This is a genomic window from Pseudomonas sp. ArH3a, assembly GCF_022648765.1.
Taxonomy (GTDB): domain Bacteria; phylum Pseudomonadota; class Gammaproteobacteria; order Pseudomonadales; family Pseudomonadaceae; genus Aquipseudomonas.
The window spans coordinates 397,577-418,048 of sequence record NZ_CP080330.1 but is presented as its reverse complement, the minus strand read 5'-3'; the positions used below and the strand labels follow the sequence as shown (position 1 = coordinate 418,048).

Genomic DNA, 20,472 nt, shown 5'->3' with positions numbered 1-20,472 from the left:
CGATGAGGCCCTGGCAGGCGATAGAGATTACCGCTCGTGCAACGCCTCGGCCCGCGCCTTGATGATCGGCTTGAGCAGGTAGCTCAGGATGCTTTTCTTGCCGGTAATGATATCCACCGAGGCGACCATGCCGGGGATGATCAGCAGTGGCTTCTCATCGGTGCCCAAGTGGCTGCGGTCGGTGCGCAGGGTGATCATGTAGTAGGTGGTTTTCTTGTCTTCATCGGTGATGGTGTCAGCGCCGATGCGTTCGAGCTTGGCCTTGAGGCCGCCATAGATGGTGTAGTCATAGGCGGTGAATTTGACGATCGCTTCTTGCCCCGGGTGCAGGAAGGCGATGTCTTGCGGGCGAATCTTGGCTTCCACCAGCAGGGTGTCGTTGAGCGGCACGATTTCGACCATGTCGCTGCCCGGCTGGATCACGCCGCCGACGGTGTTGACCAGCAATTGCTTGACGATACCGCGTACCGGCGAGGTGACCAGCGTACGGCTGACGCGATCTTCCAGGGCGCGACCGGTGGATTCGGCCTTGTTCAGTTCGGTGCGGGCTTCGTTGAGCTGGGTCAGCGCTTCGCTGCGGAATTTGCCACGGGTTTCGTCGATCTTGCGCTGCACTTCCTTGATCGCCGATTCGGCGCGGGGAATCGCCAGGGTGGTGGCGTCCAACTGGCCACGGGTTTCCATTTCGGCACGCTTGAGGCGCAGCACTTCCACCGGCGATACCGCGCCCTGGGCCACCAGCGGCTCGGACATGTTGATTTCCTGGCGTTGCAGGGACAACTGGCTGCGGTACTGGCCTTGCTTGGAGCTGAACTCGCGCAGTTCCTGTTGGCGCTGCACCAGTTGCTCCTGCAAACCACCGACTTCGTCTTTCAACTGCTGGCGGCGGCTTTCATACAAGGAGCGCTCGTTGGCGGCCTGGCTCGGCGCGGCCTTGAGCACGTCATCGGGGATGTTCAGCGGGCGGTCATCCACCTGCGCACTCAAGCGCTCAACGCGCAGTTGCATGGCCAGGCGCAAGGCTTCGGTTTCACCAGCGTTGGAGACAAACCGCGTGTCGTCGAGGCGAATCAACGGCGCGCCAGCCTCTACGATCTGGCCTTCCTTGACGTACAACTCGGAGACGATACCGCCTTCCAGGTTCTGGATTTTCTGCAGCTTGGACGACGGAATCGCCTTGCCGTCGCCTCGGGTGACTTCGTCGATGCTGGAGAAACCCGCCCACACCACCAGGAATACGAAGAACGCGATGATCGCCCAGATGGTCAGGCGGATTACCCGCGGTGCATCTTCGATCAGCGCTTTGTTGACCTCAGGCAGGGGCTGGCCCTGCAACGAGTCGGTGCCTTTGAAGTAGCGGCCAACCGCGCTTTTGATGGAGTTAAGCAACACTGATCTGCCCCTTTTTCAACGCTTCCATAACCACGGCTTTCGGGCCGTCCGCGAGGATCTGCCCACGGTCGACCACCAGCAGGCGGTCCACCAGGGAGAGCAGTGAGGCACGGTGGGTGACCAGCACCACGGTCTTGTTTTGCACCACGGCTTGCAGGCGTTGTTTCAAGCGTTCTTCACCGGTGTTGTCCATGGCGCTGGTGGGTTCGTCCAACAGCAGGATGGGCGGGTTGAGCAATAGCGCGCGCGCCAGTGCGACGTTTTGCCGCTGGCCGCCGGACAGGTTCTGCCCACGCTCGCCAACTTGCAGCTCATAACCTTGGGGGTGCAGGCGCGCGAATTCGTGCACACCGGCCAGTTCGGCAGCTTGCAGGACCATTTCGTCTTCTACATAACGCGCACCCGAGACCAGGTTGTCGCGCAGGGTGCCGGCCAGCAATTGGATGTCTTGGGCGACGTAGCCGATGTTGTGGCGCAGTTCGCTCACGTCGATCTGGCGTACGTCCACGCCGTCCACCAGCAAGGCGCCGGAGTCGGGCTGGTAAAGGCCGACGATCAGTTTGGCGAGGGAGCTTTTACCCGAGCCACTGCGGCCGATAATGCCGATTTTTTCGCCCGGTTTGATCACCAGGTTGATGTTTTTCAACGCGGCGTTCTGTTGGTTCGGGTAGGTGAAGTTCAGGCCCCGGCACTCGATGGCACCTTGCAGGGTGCGACGGCTCATCGGGCGCTCTTCGAAATTGCGCTCTTGGGGCAGCTCCATCATCTGGTCCACCGAGGTAATGGTGACCTTGGCTTGCTGGTAACGGGTCAGCAGGCCCGACAGTGAGGCCAGTGGGCTCAAGGCGCGGCCACTGAGCATGTAGCAGGCAATCAGGCCGCCCATGCTGAGGTTGCCGTCGATGATCTGGTACACGCCGAACACGATCATGATCACGCCGGCCAGTTGCTGGATCAGCAGGGTCATGTTCATCGACAGGCCCGACAGCAATTTCACGCGCAGCTCAAGGCGGCTGAGGGTGCCGATGGTCTGTTCCCAACCGTACTGACGCTCGCTCTCGGCGTTGTTGACCTTGACCGCGTCCAACCCGGCGAGGGTTTCGATCAGGCTCGACTGGCGCTCGGCGGCCAGGGCCATGGTTCGTTCCATAGTCGCCACCAGCGGTTTTTGCAGGGCGTAGCCGATGCCCAGGGCAATGGGGAACGCCAGCACCGGCACCCATACCAAGTGGCCGCCGAGGATGGCGATCACCAAGAAGATCAGCAGGGTAAACGGCAGGTCGATCAGGCTGGTGAGGGTCAGCGAGGCGAGAAAATCGCGCAGGCTCTGAAACTCATGGATGTTCTGCGCGAAGCTGCCGACCCGTGCCGGCCGGTACTTCATGGACATGCCGACAATGCGCTCGAACAGCGTGGCCGAAATGATCAGGTCGGTCTTTTTACCGGCCAGGTCCAGGCACAGGCTGCGCAGGCTTTTGAGGATCAGGTCAAACAGGTACGCGCCGCAGATACCCACGGCCAGCACCCACAAGGTCGCCGTGGCCTGGTTGGGCACCACACGGTCGTACACGTTCATCACGAACAACGGCGCGGCCATCGCGATGATGTTGATCAGGAAGCTGGCGGCAATGGCGTCGGTGTAGAGCCAGCGCGAACGCTTGAGGGTGTCACGGAACCACGAACGCGCCCGAGGGATCAGGGTGCCGTGGTTGACGTCGAATTTGTGCTGCGGCTGGGCAAAGAAGACTTTGCCGATGTAGTCATCGGCCAACGCCTCGCGCTTGATCAGCACTTCACCGCCGTCGCTTTCGCTGAGCAGGATCCGTGCTTCATCTTCGCCTTGCCAACCCACCAATACGGCACTGCGACCGTCTTTGAGCAACAGCAGCGCCGGCAGTGCAATCGTCGGGATCTGTTCCAGCTTGCGTTGCAGCACACGGCCTTGCAGCCCGGCGCGCGCGGCTGCACGCGGCAGCAGCTCGGCACTCAGGCGCTGCGAGGGCAACGGCAGGCCCGTGGTGAGCATGGCCGCGCTGGCCGGTTTTTGATGCAGGGCACAGAGCGCCAACAACCCGTCTAATAACGGGTCGTCGTGCAGCGTGCGTGGATCATGACTGAGATGAACTCGACCGACTTCGGATTCCACGCGCTGCACTCTCGACTAACAATTGGGCTATAGGTGTAGCTCAATTCATCCCGGGCAGTTGGACTTTAGGCTTCACGTCGTTCTGCACGACGGAGGCCATCGGTGCGACCACTCCCTGGCTCTTGAGCAATTCACCCATGGTCGCCTTGATTCGATATTGAGTAAATAACTGAATGTTCTTGATCTCTTCCAAACGACGCGAAGCGGTGAACAATTCGTTCTCGCTGTCGAGCAAATCCAGCAGGGTTCGCTGACCCAGACTAAACTGCTGCTGATAGGAGGTACGCACACGGGTGCTGTGATCCACATACTGCTGGGCCACCGGCAACTGCGAATTCGCGTTGTTCAAGGCGTTCCAGGCCAAGCCCAGTTCTTCGTTGAGCTGGCGCAAAGCGTTGTTGCGGATGTCCAGTGCCTGGCTTGCCTGGTACGACTTGGATTGCAGGTCAGCCTTGTTGCTGCCACCGGCAAACAGGTTGAAGCGCATGCGCACCATGGCTTCCCAGCCGTTGTTGTGGCTGGCATCGCCGGAAACGTTGTTGTCGGCGTTGGTACCAAGCTCGGCATCAAAGCGCGGGTAGAAGCTGGATTTGGCGGCTTCGTACTGGCTTTCGGCGGCGGAGATATCCGACTCGGCCGAACGCAGGATCGGGCTGTTGTCGAGCATCTGGCGACGCGCTTCATTCAGGTCAGCCGGCAGCATGGCCATGAACGGCGCCGGGCGCTCGAGCTGGTCGGGCATCTGGCCGACGGCGCTGAGGTAGTTGACCTGCGAGTCGGAGAGGTTGGTCTGCTCGGTGATCAGGTTGTTGCGGGCTTGGGCCAGACGCGCTTCGGCCTGGTCCTGGTCGGCACCGTTGCCGACGCCGCGCTGGGTGCGCAACTTGATCTGGTCGTAAATGCGTTCGTGGTTGCGCAGGTTTTCTTCAGCCAGGCGCACGAACTCACGACGGGTCAGTACATCCAGGTACACCTGGGCGACGGTCAACCCGGTGCGCTCGGAGGTGCCGAGTAGGGAGTAGGCACGGGAATTGACGTTGGCTTGTTGACGGCCGACTTCGCTGGACGTGGCGAAGCCGTCAAAAATCATTTGCTGCAGGCGCAGGCTGGACTCGCCGCGGTTGAGCGTGTCCCAGTGGTTGCCGTTTGGGCCGTTGACGGCGCGAGTGGTGGAGTTGTCGGTGCCTTCACGGCCGTAACCGGCGTTCAGGTCAACGCGAGGCAGGTAACCACCTTGTGCGGCGCGCAATTGGTAATCGGCAGCGATACGGCTGTTCACCCCGGCTTGGATTTCCGGGTGCACATCCAGGGCCTGTTGCATGGCCTGGGGCAATGTTTGGGCTTGTACAAAACTGGCGGCGAGAACGAACGGTATTGCCTTGAACAGGTGACGACGCATTTAAAAAATTCCCCAGGACTTCTTGTCTTAAATCACAGCGATTGGCACCGCTGCGTCGGATAATGGCTACCGTAATGACCGTACGTCGGAAAGTTCAAAGAGCGGAACTGCTTCACACATGTAGGACGGTTCGCCGCATAAATATCAATGTGACATTACGGAAGCGATTGTTTAGGATGGCGACCAGAAGGTCAATAGTTTGGCATAAACTAGATTGCTAAAAAATCTAGCCAATTATTTGACGTCATTAACATCATAGACTACGCCCCTCCTATCTGGCGTCCTAACTTGGGCTGCCACATGGATTTCATCAGAACGGAACACCGGAGAAAATTTTAATGAGCAGTGTTGTTGCCATCGTCAAAAGCATTGTTGGTCAAGTTTTCGTTATTTCTCCGGAGGGGGCGCGCCGCGTTCTGGTTGAAGGCGACCGCCTGTTCGCGGGTGACCAGATAGACACTGGCATGTCCGGCGCGGTCAGCCTTGAACTGGCCGATGGCCGCACGCTGGACTTGGGTCGGGATACTCAGTGGAGCGCCGATCTGCCGGACTCCAGCCTCGACTTGGCCGCCGCCACCGAGCAAGCCGCGCCTTCGGTTGCCGAGCTGCAGCAAGCCATCGCCGCCGGCGCCGACCCGACCACCGACCTGGAAGCCACTGCCGCAGGCGCCAACGCTACGGGTACCGGCGCGGCGGGCGGCGGCCACAGCTTCGTAGTGCTGGACGCGACCGCCGGCCGCGTCGACCCAACCATCGGCTTCCCGACCGGCCCGCTTGGCCAGGGCACCTCGACGCAAACTCAACTCACGGGCGCCCAAGGCTCCAGCGAAACAGGCAACCTGGTGTTGCAGCCCTCGACCCTGACCCTGAGCGCGACCCCGACCATCACCGAGGCGGGCGGCGTACTGACCTACACCGCCACTGTGACCCAGGCGCCGTCCAGCAACCTGAGCATCACCCTGTCCAACGGTGCGGTGATCACTATCCCTGCCGGCCAGACGACCGGCACCGTCAATGTACCGCTGGCGCCAAATGACAGCCCGTACATCGACCCAAGCCAGATCAGCGTCACCGTCACCGGCACCACCGGCGGCAACAACCTGGTGCTGACCATCGACCCTAACCCGGCCGTGACGCAGATTACCGACACCATCGACACCACCACCGTCACGCTGACGGCGGGTGAGACGGTGACTGAAGGCGGCCAGATCACCTACACCGCCACCTTGACCAACCCGGCGCAAACGCCGGTGACTGTCACCTTGAGCAATGGCTCGGTGATTACCATCAAGGCCGGCGAGTCCGTCGGCACGGTGGTCGTGGATACCCCGGCTAACGACGTTTACAACAATGGTTCGACCGTCTCGACCACCATTACTGGCGCGACCGGCGGCAACTTTGAAAATCTGGTACCGAGCACTACGCCTGCGGTTACTACGATTACGGACTCGATCGACACCACGACTGTCACGCTGACTGCTGGCCAGACCGTGACTGAAGGCGGGCAGATTACTTACACCGCGACCTTAACCAACCCCGCGCAGACTCCGGTGACTGTCACTTTGAGCAATGGCTCGGTGATCACCATCAAGGCCGGTGAGTCGGTTGGCACCGTAGTCGTGGATACGCCGGCTAACGACGTCTACAACAACGGTTCGACCGTCACGACCACCATTACCGGTGCGACCGGCGGTAACTTTGAAAATCTGGTACCGAGCACTACGCCTGCGGTCACCACGATTACGGACTCGATCGACACCACCACGGTCACGCTGACCGCAGGCGAGACCGTGACCGAAGGCGGCCAGATCACCTACACCGCCACCTTGACCAACCCGGCGCAGACGCCAGTGACTGTCACTTTGAGCAATGGCTCGGTGATCACCATCAAGGCAGGCGAGTCGGTTGGCACTGTAGTCGTGGAGACGCCGGCTAACGATGTTTACAACAACGGTTCTACCGTCAGCACCACAATTACCGGTGCAACCGGCGGTAACTTTGAGAACTTGGTGCCGAGCACCACGCCTGCGGTCACCACCATTGTTGATTCGATCGACACCACTACAGTCACGTTGACGGCCGGTGAGACCGTGACCGAAGGTGGCCAGATCACCTACACCGCCACGTTGACCAACCCAGCGCAGACGCCAGTGACTGTCACCTTGAGCAATGGCTCGGTGATCACGATCAAAGCGGGTGAGTCGGTCGGCACCGTAGTCGTCGACACCCCGCCGAACGATGTCTACGTCAACGGCAGCACTGTCAGCACCACTATTACGGGCGCGACGGGCGGCAACTTCGAAAACCTGGTGCCGAGCACGACACCAGCGGTCACCACCATCACAGATTCGATCGACACCACAACCGTGACGCTGACCGCGCCCACCGAGGCGAACGAAGGTGGTCAGATTACGTACACCGCTACGCTTTCTAACAAAGCGGGCACTGACGTCACTCTGAAACTCGATAATGGTTCGACCATTACCATCAAGGCTGGCGATACCGTCGGCACGGTGACTGTTCCGGCGCCTAGTGATGACGTGTTCATCGACAAGAGCACCCAGACGGTCAAGATCACTGACACTACTGGCGGCAACTTCGAGAAGTTGGAAGTTGCGGGCAATGGTGCGACCACGACGATTAACGACACCATCGACAAAGTTGATGTGGTTCTGACCGCGACCAACACTATCGGCGAAGGCGGCAACATCATTTACACCGCTTCGCTGGTCGACAAGTCGGGTAACGCGGTGACCAACATCACCAACCCGTTGACCGTGACACTGGATAACGGCCAAACAATCACCATCGGCGTTAATCAGTCGAGCGGCACCGTCACGGTCGTAGCTCCTGATGATGTCTATAAAGGCGATCAAACCGTTACCACCGCTATCAAAGGTGTAACCGGCGGCGAGCACTTTGAAAATCTGGTTCCAGGGACCGATAAAGTCACCACAACTGTGACTGATACTCCGAGCACCGATAACACCACCACCGTTACGCTGACCGCCCCTGGCGCAGTTAACGAGGGCGGTGAGATTACGTACACCGCTACGCTTTCTAACAAAGCGGGCACTGACGTCACTCTGAAACTCGATAATGGCTCGACCATCACCATCAAGGCGGGCGACACCGTCGGGACCGTTACTGTCCCAGCACCTAGCGATGACGTGTTCATCGATAAGAGCACTCAGACGGTCAAGATCACCGACACCGCTGGCGGCAACTTCGAGAAGTTGGAAGTTGCGGGCAATGGTGCGACCACGACGATTAACGACACCATCGACAAAGTTGATGTGGTTCTGACCGCGACCAACACTATCGGCGAAGGCGGCAACATCATTTACACCGCTTCGCTGGTCGACAAGTCGGGTAACGCGGTGACCAACATCACCAACCCGTTGACCGTGACACTGGATAACGGCCAAACAATCACCATCGGCGTTAATCAGTCGAGCGGCACCGTCACGGTCGTAGCTCCTGATGATGTCTATAAAGGCGATCAAACCGTTACCACCGCTATCAAAGGTGTAACCGGCGGCGAGCACTTTGAAAATCTGGTTCCAGGGACCGATAAAGTCACCACAACTGTGACTGATACTCCGAGCACCGATAACACCACCACCGTTACGCTGACCGCCCCTGGCGCAGTTAACGAGGGCGGTGAGATTACGTACACCGCTACGCTTTCTAACAAAGCGGGCACTGACGTCACTCTGAAACTCGATAATGGCTCGACCATCACCATCAAGGCGGGCGACACCGTCGGGACCGTTACTGTCCCAGCACCTAGCGATGACGTGTTCATCGATAAGAGCACTCAGACGGTCAAGATCACCGACACCGCTGGCGGCAACTTCGAGAAGTTGGAAGTTGCGGGCAATGGTGCGACCACGACGATTAACGACACCATCGACAAAGTTGATGTGGTTCTGACCGCGACCAACACTATCGGCGAAGGCGGCAACATCGTTTACACCGCTTCGCTGGTCGACAAGTCGGGTAACGCGGTGACCAACATCACCAACCCGTTGACCGTGACACTGGATAACGGCCAAACAATCACCATCGGCGTTAATCAGTCGAGCGGCAACGTCACGGTCGTAGCTCCTGATGATGTCTACAAAGGCGATCAAACCGTCACCACCGCTATCAAAGGTGTAACCGGCGGCGAGCATTTCGAAAATCTGGTTCCTGGGACCGATAAAGTCACCACAACTGTGACTGATACTCCGAGCACCGATAACACCACCACCGTTACGCTGACCGCCCCTGGCGCAGTTAACGAGGGCGGTGAGATTACGTATACCGCTACGCTTTCTAACAAAGCGGGCACTGACGTTACTCTGAAACTCGACAACGGCTCGACCATCACCATCAAGGCTGGCGATACCGTCGGCACGGTGACTGTTCCGGCGCCTAGCGATGACGTGTTCATCGACAAGAGCACCCAGACGGTCAAGATCACTGACACTACTGGCGGCAACTTCGAGAAGTTGGAAGTTGCGGGCAATGGTGCGACCACGACGATTAACGACACCATCGACAAAGTTGATGTGGTTCTGACCGCGACCAACACTATCGGCGAAGGCGGCAACATCGTTTACACCGCTTCGCTGGTCGACAAGTCGGGTAACGCGGTGACCAACATCACCAACCCGTTGACCGTGACACTGGATAACGGCCAAACAATCACCATCGGCGTTAATCAGTCGAGCGGCACCGTCACGGTCGTAGCTCCTGATGATGTCTATAAAGGCGATCAAACCGTTACCACCGCTATCAAAGGTGTAACCGGCGGCGAGCATTTCGAAAATCTGGTTCCTGGGACCGATAAAGTCACCACAACTGTGACTGATACTCCGAGCACCGATAACACCACCACCGTTACGCTGACCGCCCCTGGCGCAGTTAACGAGGGCGGTGAGATTACGTACACCGCTACGCTTTCTAACAAAGCGGGCACTGACGTTACTCTGAAACTCGATAATGGTTCGACCATTACCATCAAGGCTGGCGATACCGTCGGCACGGTGACTGTTCCGGCGCCTAGCGATGACGTGTTCATCGACAAGAGCACCCAGACCGTCAAAATCACCGACACCGCTGGCGGCAACTTCGAGAAACTGGAAGTTGCAGGCAACGGCGCCACCACCACGATCAATGACACCATCGACAAGGTTGATGTCGTACTGACCGCGACCACCACCGTTGGCGAAGGCGGCAACATCGTTTACACCGCCAGCCTTGTGGATAAAAACGGCACGCCGGTGACTAACATCACCAACCCGCTGACCGTCACTCTGGATAACGGTAAAACCATCACCATTGGTGTGAACCAGTCCAGCGGCAACGTCACGGTTGTAGCTCCTGATGATGTCTACAAAGGCGATCAAACCGTTACCACGGCCATCAAAGGCGTGACTGGCGGCGAGCATTTCGAAAATCTGGTTCCTGGGACCGATAAAGTCACCACGACTGTGACTGACACACCAGGTACTGATAACACCACGACCGTTACCCTGACTGCTCCGACTGAGGTTAGCGAAGGTGGCCAGATCACCTACACCGCGACCTTGAGCAACAAGGCCGGCACCGACGTCACCCTCAAGTTGGATAATGGCTCGAGCATCACCATTAAGGCGGGCGACACCGTCGGCACCGTGACTGTCCCAGCGCCAAGCGATGACGTGTTCATCGATAAGAGCACTCAGACGGTCAAGATCACCGACACCGCTGGCGGTAACTTCGAGAAATTGGAAGTTGCAGGCGATGGCGCGACTACCACGATCAACGACACCATCGACAAAGTCGATGTCGTCCTGACCGCGACCACCACTATTGGTGAAGGCGGCAACATCGTTTATACCGCCAGCCTTGTGGATAAAAACGGCGCGCCGGTGACTAACATCACCAACCCGCTGACCGTCACTCTGGATAACGGTAAAACCATCACCATCGGTGTGAACCAGTCCAGCGGCAACGTCACGGTTGTAGCTCCTGATGATGTCTATAAAGGTGATCAAACCGTTACCACGGCCATCAAAGGCGTGACTGGCGGCGAGCACTTTGAAAACCTGGTGCCAGGCACCACGCCGGTTAACACCACCGTCACCGACACACCAGGCACAGACAACACCACGACGGTAACTCTGACTGCTCCGACTGAGGTCAGCGAAGGTGGCCAGATCACCTACACCGCGACCTTGAGCAACAAGGCGGGCACTGACGTCACCCTCAAGTTGGATAATGGCTCGAGCATCACCATTAAGGCGGGCGACACCGTCGGCACCGTGACTGTCCCAGCGCCTAGCGATGACGTGTTCATCGATAAGAGCACTCAGACCGTCAAGATCACTGACACTACCGGCGGCAACTTCGAGAAACTGGAAGTTGCAGGCAACGGCGCAACTACCACGATCAATGACACCATCGACAAGGTTGATGTCGTACTGACCGCGACCACCACTATCGGCGAAGGCGGCAACATCGTTTACACCGCCAGCCTTGTGGATAAAAACGGCGCGCCGGTGACTAACATCACCAACCCGCTGACCGTCACTCTGGATAACGGTAAAACCATCACCATCGGTGTGAACCAGTCCAGCGGCAATGTCACGGTTGTAGCTCCTGATGATGTCTACAAAGGCGATCAAACCGTTACCACGGCCATCAAAGGCGTGACTGGCGGCGAGCATTTCGAAAATCTGGTTCCTGGGACCGATAAAGTCACCACGACTGTGACTGACACACCAGGTACTGATAACACCACCACCGTTACGCTGACCGCCCCTGGCGCAGTTAACGAGGGCGGTGAGATTACGTACACCGCTACGCTTTCCAATAAAGCGGGCACCGACGTAACGCTGAAACTCGACAACGGCTCGACCATCACCATCAAGGCGGGCGATACCGTCGGCACTGTGACTGTGCCAGCGCCAAGCGATGACGTGTTCATCGATAAAAGCACTCAGACGGTCAAGATCACCGACACTACTGGCGGCAACTTCGAAAAACTCGAAGTCGCGGGCAATGGTGCGACCACGACGATCAACGACACTATCGACAAGGTCGATGTCGTCCTGACCGCCACCACCACTGTTGGCGAAGGCGGCAACATCGTCTACACCGCCAGCCTTGTGGATAAAAACGGCACGCCGGTGACTAACATCACCAACCCGCTGACCGTCACTCTGGATAACGGTAAAACCATCACCATCGGTGTGAACCAGTCCAGCGGCAACGTCACGGTTGTAGCTCCTGATGATGTCTACAAAGGCGACCAAACCGTTACCACCGCTATCAAAGGTGTAACCGGCGGCGAGCACTTTGAAAACTTAGTACCTGGCACCACGCCGGTTAACACCACCGTCACGGATACTCCGGGCACCGATAACACCACCACCGTTACGCTGACCGCCCCTGGCGCAGTTAACGAGGGCGGTGAGATTACGTACACCGCTACGCTTTCCAATAAAGCGGGCACCGACGTAACGCTGAAACTCGACAACGGCTCGACCATCACCATCAAGGCGGGCGACACCGTCGGCACTGTGACTGTCCCAGCGCCTAGCGATGACGTGTTCATCGATAAAAGCACTCAGACGGTCAAGATCACCGACACCGCTGGCGGCAACTTCGAAAAACTCGAAGTCGCGGGCAATGGTGCGACCACGACGATCAACGACACTATCGACAAGGTCGATGTCGTACTGACCGCGACCACCACTGTTGGCGAAGGCGGCAACATCGTCTACACCGCCAGCCTTGTGGATAAAAACGGCACGCCGGTGACTAACATCACCAACCCGCTGACCGTCACTCTGGATAACGGTAAAACCATCACCATCGGTGTGAACCAGTCCAGCGGCAACGTCACGGTTGTAGCTCCTGATGATGTCTACAAAGGCGACCAAACCGTTACCACCGCTATCAAAGGTGTAACCGGCGGCGAGCACTTTGAAAACTTAGTACCTGGCACCACGCCGGTTAACACCACCGTCACGGATACTCCGGGCACCGATAACACCACCACCGTTACGCTGACCGCCCCTGGCGCAGTTAACGAGGGCGGTGAGATTACGTACACCGCTACGCTTTCCAATAAAGCGGGCACCGACGTAACGCTGAAACTCGACAACGGCTCGACCATCACCATCAAGGCGGGCGACACCGTCGGCACTGTGACTGTCCCAGCGCCTAGCGATGACGTGTTCATCGATAAAAGCACTCAGACGGTCAAGATCACCGACACCGCTGGCGGCAACTTCGAAAAACTCGAAGTCGCGGGCAATGGTGCGACCACGACGATCAACGACACTATCGACAAGGTCGATGTCGTACTGACCGCGACCACCACTGTTGGCGAAGGCGGCAACATCGTCTACACCGCCAGCCTTGTGGATAAAAACGGCACGCCGGTGACTAACATCACCAACCCGCTGACCGTCACTCTGGATAACGGTAAAACCATCACCATCGGTGTGAACCAGTCCAGCGGCAACGTCACGGTTGTAGCTCCTGATGATGTCTACAAAGGCGACCAAACCGTTACCACCGCTATCAAAGGTGTAACCGGCGGCGAGCACTTTGAAAACTTAGTACCTGGCACCACGCCGGTTAACACCACCGTCACGGATACTCCGGGCACCGATAACACCACCACCGTTACGCTGACCGCCCCTGGCGCAGTTAACGAGGGCGGTGAGATTACGTACACCGCTACGCTTTCCAATAAAGCGGGCACCGACGTAACGCTGAAACTCGACAACGGCTCGACCATCACCATCAAGGCGGGCGACACCGTCGGCACTGTGACTGTCCCAGCGCCTAGCGATGACGTGTTCATCGATAAAAGCACTCAGACGGTCAAGATCACCGACACCGCTGGCGGCAACTTCGAAAAACTCGAAGTCGCGGGCAATGGTGCGACCACGACGATCAACGACACTATCGACAAGGTCGATGTCGTACTGACCGCGACCACCACTGTTGGCGAAGGCGGCAATATCGTTTACACCGCCAGCCTTGTGGATAAAAACGGCACGCCGGTGACTAACATCACCAACCCGCTGACCGTCACTCTGGATAACGGTAAAACCATCACCATCGGTGTGAACCAGTCCAGCGGCAACGTCACGGTTGTAGCTCCAGATGATGTGTACAAAGGCGATCAAACCGTCACCACCGCTATCAAAGGTGTAACCGGCGGCGAGCATTTCGAAAATCTGGTTCCTGGGACCGATAAAGTCACCACGACTGTGACTGACACACCAGGTACTGATAACACCACCACCGTTACGCTGACCGCGCCGAGCGCAGTGAACGAGGGTGGCCAGATCACCTACACCGCGACATTGAGCAACAAGGCCGGCACCGACGTCACCCTCAAGTTGGATAATGGCTCGAGCATCACCATTAAGGCGGGCGATACCGTCGGCACCGTGACTGTTCCGGCGCCAAGCGATGACGTGTTCATCGATAAGAGCACTCAGACGGTCAAGATCACTGACACTACTGGCGGCAACTTCGAGAAACTGGAAGTTGCAGGCAACGGCGCCACCACGACGATCAATGACACCATCGACAAGGTCGATGTCGTACTGACCGCGACCACCACTATCGGCGAAGGCGGCAACATCGTTTACACCGCCAGCCTTGTGGATAAAAACGGCGCGCCGGTGACTAACATCACCAACCCGCTGACCGTCACTCTGGATAACGGTAAAACCATCACCATCGGTGTGAACCAGTCCAGCGGCAATGTCACGGTTGTAGCTCCTGATGATGTCTACAAAGGTGATCAAACCGTCACCACCGCTATCAAAGGTGTAACCGGCGGCGAGCATTTCGAAATGCTGGTTCCAGGGACCGATAAAGTCACCACGACTGTGACTGACACACCAGGTACTGATAACACCACCACCGTTACGCTGACCGCCCCTGGCGCAGTTAACGAGGGCGGTGAGATTACGTACACCGCTACGCTTTCCAATAAAGCGGGCACCGACGTAACGCTGAAACTCGACAACGGCTCGACCATCACCATCAAGGCGGGCGACACCGTCGGCACTGTGACTGTCCCAGCGCCTAGCGATGACGTGTTCATCGATAAGAGCACTCAGACCGTCAAGATCACCGACACCGCTGGCGGCAACTTCGAGAAACTGGAAGTTGCAGGCAACGGCGCCACCACGACGATCAATGACACCATCGACAAGGTCGATGTCGTACTGACCGCGACCACCACTATCGGCGAAGGCGGCAACATCGTTTACACCGCCAGCCTTGTGGATAAAAACGGCGCCCTGGTGACCAACATCACCAGCCCGCTGACCGTCACCCTGGATAACGGCAAAACCATCACCATCGGTGTGAACCAGTCCAGCGGTACCGTCACGGCTGTTGCGCCAAACGACGTGTACAAGGGCGATCAAACCGTCACTACCGCCATCAAAGGCGTGACTGGCGGCGAGCACTTTGAAAACCTGGTGCCAGGCACTACCCCGGTTAACACTACCGTTACCGATACACCGAGTACTGCTGATACCACTACCGTCACGCTGACCGCGCCGAGCGCAGTGAACGAGGGTGGCCAGATTACGTACACCGCTACGCTTTCCAATAAAGCGGGCACTGACGTAACGCTGAAACTCGACAACGGCTCGACCATCACCATCAAGGCAGGCGATACCGTCGGCACTGTGACTGTCCCAGCGCCTAGCGATGACGTGTTCATCGATAAGAGCACTCAGACCGTCAAGATCACCGACACCGCTGGCGGCAACTTCGAGAAACTGGAAGTTGCAGGCAACGGCGCAACCACGACGATCAATGACACCATCGACAAGGTCGATGTCGTACTGACCGCGACCACCACTATCGGCGAAGGCGGCAACATCGTTTACACCGCCAGCCTTGTGGATAAAAACGGCGCCCTGGTGACCAACATCACCAGCCCGCTGACCGTCACCCTGGATAACGGCAAAACCATCACCATCGGTGTGAACCAGTCCAGCGGTACCGTCACCGTCGTAGCACCGAACGACGTCTACAAAGGCGACCAGACCGTCACCACCGCGATCACTAACGTGACGGGCGGCGCGCATTTCGAAAACCTGGTGCCAGGTACCACGCCGGTTAACACCACGGTCACGGACACCCCGGGCACCACCGATCTCACCAGTGTCACGCTGACTGCCCCAACGGCCGTCAACGAAGGTGGCCAGATCACCTATACCGCCACCTTGAGCAACAAGGCCGGCAGCGACATGGTGGTCCAACTCGATAACGGTTCGAGCATCACCATCAAGCAAGGCGCGACCGTGGGTACAGTGACTGTCCCAGCGCCTAGCGATGACGTGTTCATCGACAAGAGCACCCAGACCGTCAAGATCACCGGCACTACCGGCGGTAACTTCGAGGGTGTGACTGTCACTCCAGGCGGCGCGACCACCACCATCAACGACACCATCGATGATGTGACCGTGGTGCTCAAGGCCACCGGTTCGGTGAGTGAAGGCGGTCAGATCGTCTACACCGCGTCCCTGGTCGACAAGAACGGTGCAGCGGTGAACAACGTCGGTTCCGACCTGGTGGTGAAGCTGGATAACGGCTCGACCATCACCATCGGCAACGGCAAGTCCAGCAGCACCACCACTGCCACCGCGCCTAACGACGTGTATGTCGGTGCCAACGATGTCAGCACCAAGATCACCAACGTGGTCAGCGGCGGCGACAAGTACGAGCACTTGATTGTCGACGGCAGCACCGTGACCACCAAGGTCACCGATGTGGTCACCAACACCACCATCAGCATCACCGGCGACGCGTCGGTGACGGAAGGCGGCACGGCGCACTACACCCTGACGCTGAGCAACCCAGCGCAAACCGACGTGACCGTAACGCTCAAGTACAGCGGCACCGCTACCGACGGTTCGGACTTCAATGGCGTGTACACCGTGAAGATCCCGGCCGGCTCCAGCAGCGTACCGTTTGATATCCGCACCCTCGACGACAAGATTACCGAGCCGACGGAAAAAATCGTCATCACCATCGACAAGACCACCGGGGGCAACTTCGAGAACCTGGTGGTCGGCAATGGCAGCGTCAGCACCGATATCATCGACAACGATGCACCACCGGTCATCGACCTGGATGCCAACAACTCCAGTGGCGCCACCGGTGCCGACTACAAGACCTCATTCACCGAAGGCGGCACGGGCGTGTCGATTGCTGACACCGACATCAAGATTACTGACCCGGACAGCACTCAACTGACCGGCGCCACCGTGGTCTTGACCAACACCCAGCAGGGCGACGCGCTGAATTTCAGCAGCGTCACCGGCATCACCGTGGCCTCGGCGACAGACCCTGCCACCGGCAAGATCACCCTGACCCTGACTGGCACGGCGTCGCTGGCTGACTACATGCAGCAGATCAAGAACATCACGTTCACCAACAGCAGCCACGACCCGAGCACCACGCCGCGGACCATCACCGTGACCGTGACTGACGGCGGCAACTACTCCAACGTCGCCACCACCACGGTCAACGTAGTGGCGGTCAACGATGCGCCTGTGGCGACCGGCAGTGCTGTGACCGGCACCGAAGACACCCCGCTGGCCCTGACCTGGGCTAACTTCGGCGTGACCGACGTGGACTCACCACCAGCCAGCCTGGCGGTGAAAATCACCGACCTGCCCATTGCCGGCAAGCTGCAATACCTGGCGACAGACGGCACCACCTGGACTAACGTGACTGCCGGCCAGACCTTCACCAAAGCCCAGATCGACGGCGGCCAGTTGCGCTTCATGCCAAACGCCAACGAGTCCGGCGCCGATGGTTATGGCGGCAACGGTATCGGCAACAAGCAAGCCGATTACGCACAGTTCAAGTTCCAGCCAACAGATGGCAAGGACTTTGGCACCAGCGCCACGGTGAAAGTCGATATCACCCCAGTGGCCGACGCACCGACCCTGAATGTGGCCGACAACAACGTCAACTCGATCGGCTTGCTCAAGCAAAGCTGGAACAGCATTGCAGGCATTGGCTCTAACGGTAACGGCGCGTCAGCGACCGACCTGAAAAACGCTATTGATAAGGCCGGCACGCCGAACAGCAGCGGCGTCGTCACCAACGTCGAGTCCACCGAAAACGTCGCCGCAGGCGCGGGTTCGAAGATCTCCGGGCTGATGTATATGGAAGCCGGCAAGACCTACACCTTCAGCGGTACCGGCGATGACAGCCTGGTGATCAACGTCGGCGGCAAAGACGTGGCCAGCGCGCAGTGGGGCACCAACAGCGGCAAGTTCAGCGGCTCGATCACCCCGACGGTGAGCGGTTACTACAGCCTTGAAATCTACCACGCCAACCAGGCCGGCCCAGGCAGCTATGACGTCAACCTGTCGGTCAACGGCGCCCCGGCCACAGACTTGAGCACCAGCGGCGTGCCGCTGTACACCGGCATCACCGACCTGACCAACGCCGGCGTAACCGTGTCCGACCTGCATGGCAGCAACGGTGACGGTTACTACGTGGGCTACAAGCTCAACGAAGGCCAGGAAAACGGCACCGTGAAGCTGTCCAAGGTCACCACTGCGCTGACCGATACCGACGGCTCGGAAACCCTGAGCGTGAAGATCAGCGGCATACCAGCGGGCTCGGTACTCACGGACGCTTCCGGGCACACCTTCACCGCGACCAAAACCGTAGGCGAAGTCAACGTGAACGGCTGGGACCTGAGCACCCTCACCATTAAGCCGCCGACCTACTACAGCGGCCAGTTCAACCTGACGGTTACCTCGACCTCCACCGAAAGCATCGGCGGTTCGGCGACTACTACCGCGCAATTGCCAGTCACGGTGCACCCGGCGACCTACAACCCGGTAACCGGCACCTCGGGCAGTGACACCATCAATGGCACCGATGGCAACGACATCGTCGTGGCCGACATCGCCGGCTTGAACGTGGTGCAGGGCAAGAACTACAACATTGCGTTCATGATCGATACGTCGGGCAGTATGGGTTCGGACTCGGTAGCGGCGGCGAAAGCCTCGCTGACCACCGTGTTCAACTCACTGAAAAACAGTGTCGGCTCCAGCACCTCTGGCACCGTGAACGTCTTCCTGGCGGACTTCAGTGACCAGGTCAATCGCACAGTTACAGTCAACCTGAAAGACCCAGGTGCACTGGATGCGCTGCAGAAAGTCCTGGATAAGATGGTGTCGACCGGCGGCACCAACTACGAAGACGTGTTCAAGTCTGCATCCAACTTCTTCCAAAGTGCCCAGGCGACTGGCAACACTGGCGCAATCAACACCACGTACTTCATCACCGATGGTCAGCCGACGTTTTACCAGGCGTCCGAGCAGACCAACCCGTACTTGTACGGCAACGTCAGGCTCGATGATGTCGTCACCATGAACAACTACACCATAGGTACAGCCACCCGGATCAACATCGATTCGAATAATTACCTTGATATCAACTCTGTCGGTAAGGTAACCCTCTGGTCCTACGGCGGGTCGTACAACAAGGGAATCATCCACGCCCAAGGGGATGGCACCTATGAAATATCGGTACAAGGCGGCCTCGGGTACGATACCGACTACTCCACCACCACCAACTCCAACAGCGCGTTCGCACTGCTCAAAGGCCTGTCCACCGGTGGTGTAGAAGCCATCGGCCTCAACAGCGGGGTCAGCCTGAGTCAGTTGGCACCGTACGACAGTGATGGCAAGCCACAAAGCAACATCGATCCGAAGGACTTGGCCAACGCCATCCTCGGTCACAGCGAGGCGACGCTGCCAGGCTCTGACACCATCAGCGGTGGCGACGGCAACGACATCATCTTCGGCGACCTGGTGAGCTTCAGCGGGATTGCCGGTGAGGGTTACAACGCGCTGCAGGCCTTTGTTGCACAGAAAACCGGTGTAGCCGTCACAGCCGTGACCGCCTCGAACGTGCACCAGTACGTCACCGAGCACTACGCGGACTTCGACGTGTCCGGCGCCAAGGACGGTAACGACACGCTGTTGGGCGGTGCAGGCGATGACATCCTGTTCGGCCAGGGCGGTAACGACACCCTGGACGGCGGCAAAGGCAATGACATCCTGCTGGGCGGCACCGGCAACGACACCTTGATCGGTGGCCAGGGCAACGACATCCTGATCGGCGGTTCGGGTGCCGACACCTTCGTGTGGAAGGCGGGTGACATCGGCAACGATGTGATCAAGGACTTCAAGGCATCGGAAGGTGACCGGATCGATCTGAAGGATCTGTTGAGAGGTGAGACCGACAGCACCATCGACAACTACCTCAAGATCACCACGGTAGACGGCGTGTCGACCTTGCAAGTCAGCACTGAAGGCAAGCTCAACGCCGCTGGCGGCCTGGCCAATGCCGATGTGACGATCAAGCTGGAAGGCAACGATTGGTCCCACACCAGCATCAACTCGCTGATCAGTGGTGCCGACCCAACCATCAAGATCGACCACACCGCCTAAGCTTCAGTTTATCGGCCGCCCCCAGGGGC

4 protein-coding genes are annotated in these 20,472 nt (G+C 58.5%); 1 reads left to right on the top strand and 3 read right to left on the bottom strand.

Going from position 1 to position 20,472, the window contains the following annotated elements:
* Positions 1-27: 27 nt before the first annotated feature.
* The 3 genes from K0P33_RS01860 to K0P33_RS01850 are packed head-to-tail and all read right to left on the bottom strand — an operon-like array spanning position 28 to position 4,937.
* On the bottom strand, positions 28-1,392 hold the full coding sequence (locus K0P33_RS01860) for an HlyD family type I secretion periplasmic adaptor subunit (RefSeq protein ID WP_094953071.1): 1,365 nt from the start codon (positions 1,390-1,392) through the stop codon (positions 28-30).
* Positions 1,382-3,538, bottom strand: a complete 2,157-nt coding sequence (locus K0P33_RS01855; protein WP_242153744.1) for a type I secretion system permease/ATPase — start codon at positions 3,536-3,538, stop codon at positions 1,382-1,384. The genes K0P33_RS01860 and K0P33_RS01855 overlap by 11 nt, the downstream gene beginning before the upstream one ends.
* A 40-nt stretch (positions 3,539-3,578) precedes the next feature.
* Positions 3,579-4,937 carry a TolC family outer membrane protein gene (locus tag K0P33_RS01850; protein WP_094953072.1) on the bottom strand — a complete coding sequence of 453 codons (1,359 nt, stop codon included), beginning with the start codon at positions 4,935-4,937 and terminating at the stop codon, positions 3,579-3,581.
* 338 nt (positions 4,938-5,275) lie between these two features.
* Between K0P33_RS01850 and K0P33_RS01845 the strand changes: the two genes are divergently transcribed.
* Complete coding sequence (locus K0P33_RS01845) at positions 5,276-20,443, top strand: retention module-containing protein (RefSeq protein ID WP_242153742.1); 15,168 nt, start codon at positions 5,276-5,278, stop codon at positions 20,441-20,443.
* The last annotated feature ends 29 nt before the right edge of the window (positions 20,444-20,472 follow it).

Coding starts and splice junctions, on each gene's coding strand:
- K0P33_RS01845 (WP_242153742.1), top strand. CDS start 5,276: ATGAGCAGTGTTGTTGCCATCGTCAAAAGCATTGTTGGTCAAGTTTTC.
- K0P33_RS01850 (WP_094953072.1), bottom strand. CDS start 4,937: ATGCGTCGTCACCTGTTCAAGGCAATACCGTTCGTTCTCGCCGCCAGT.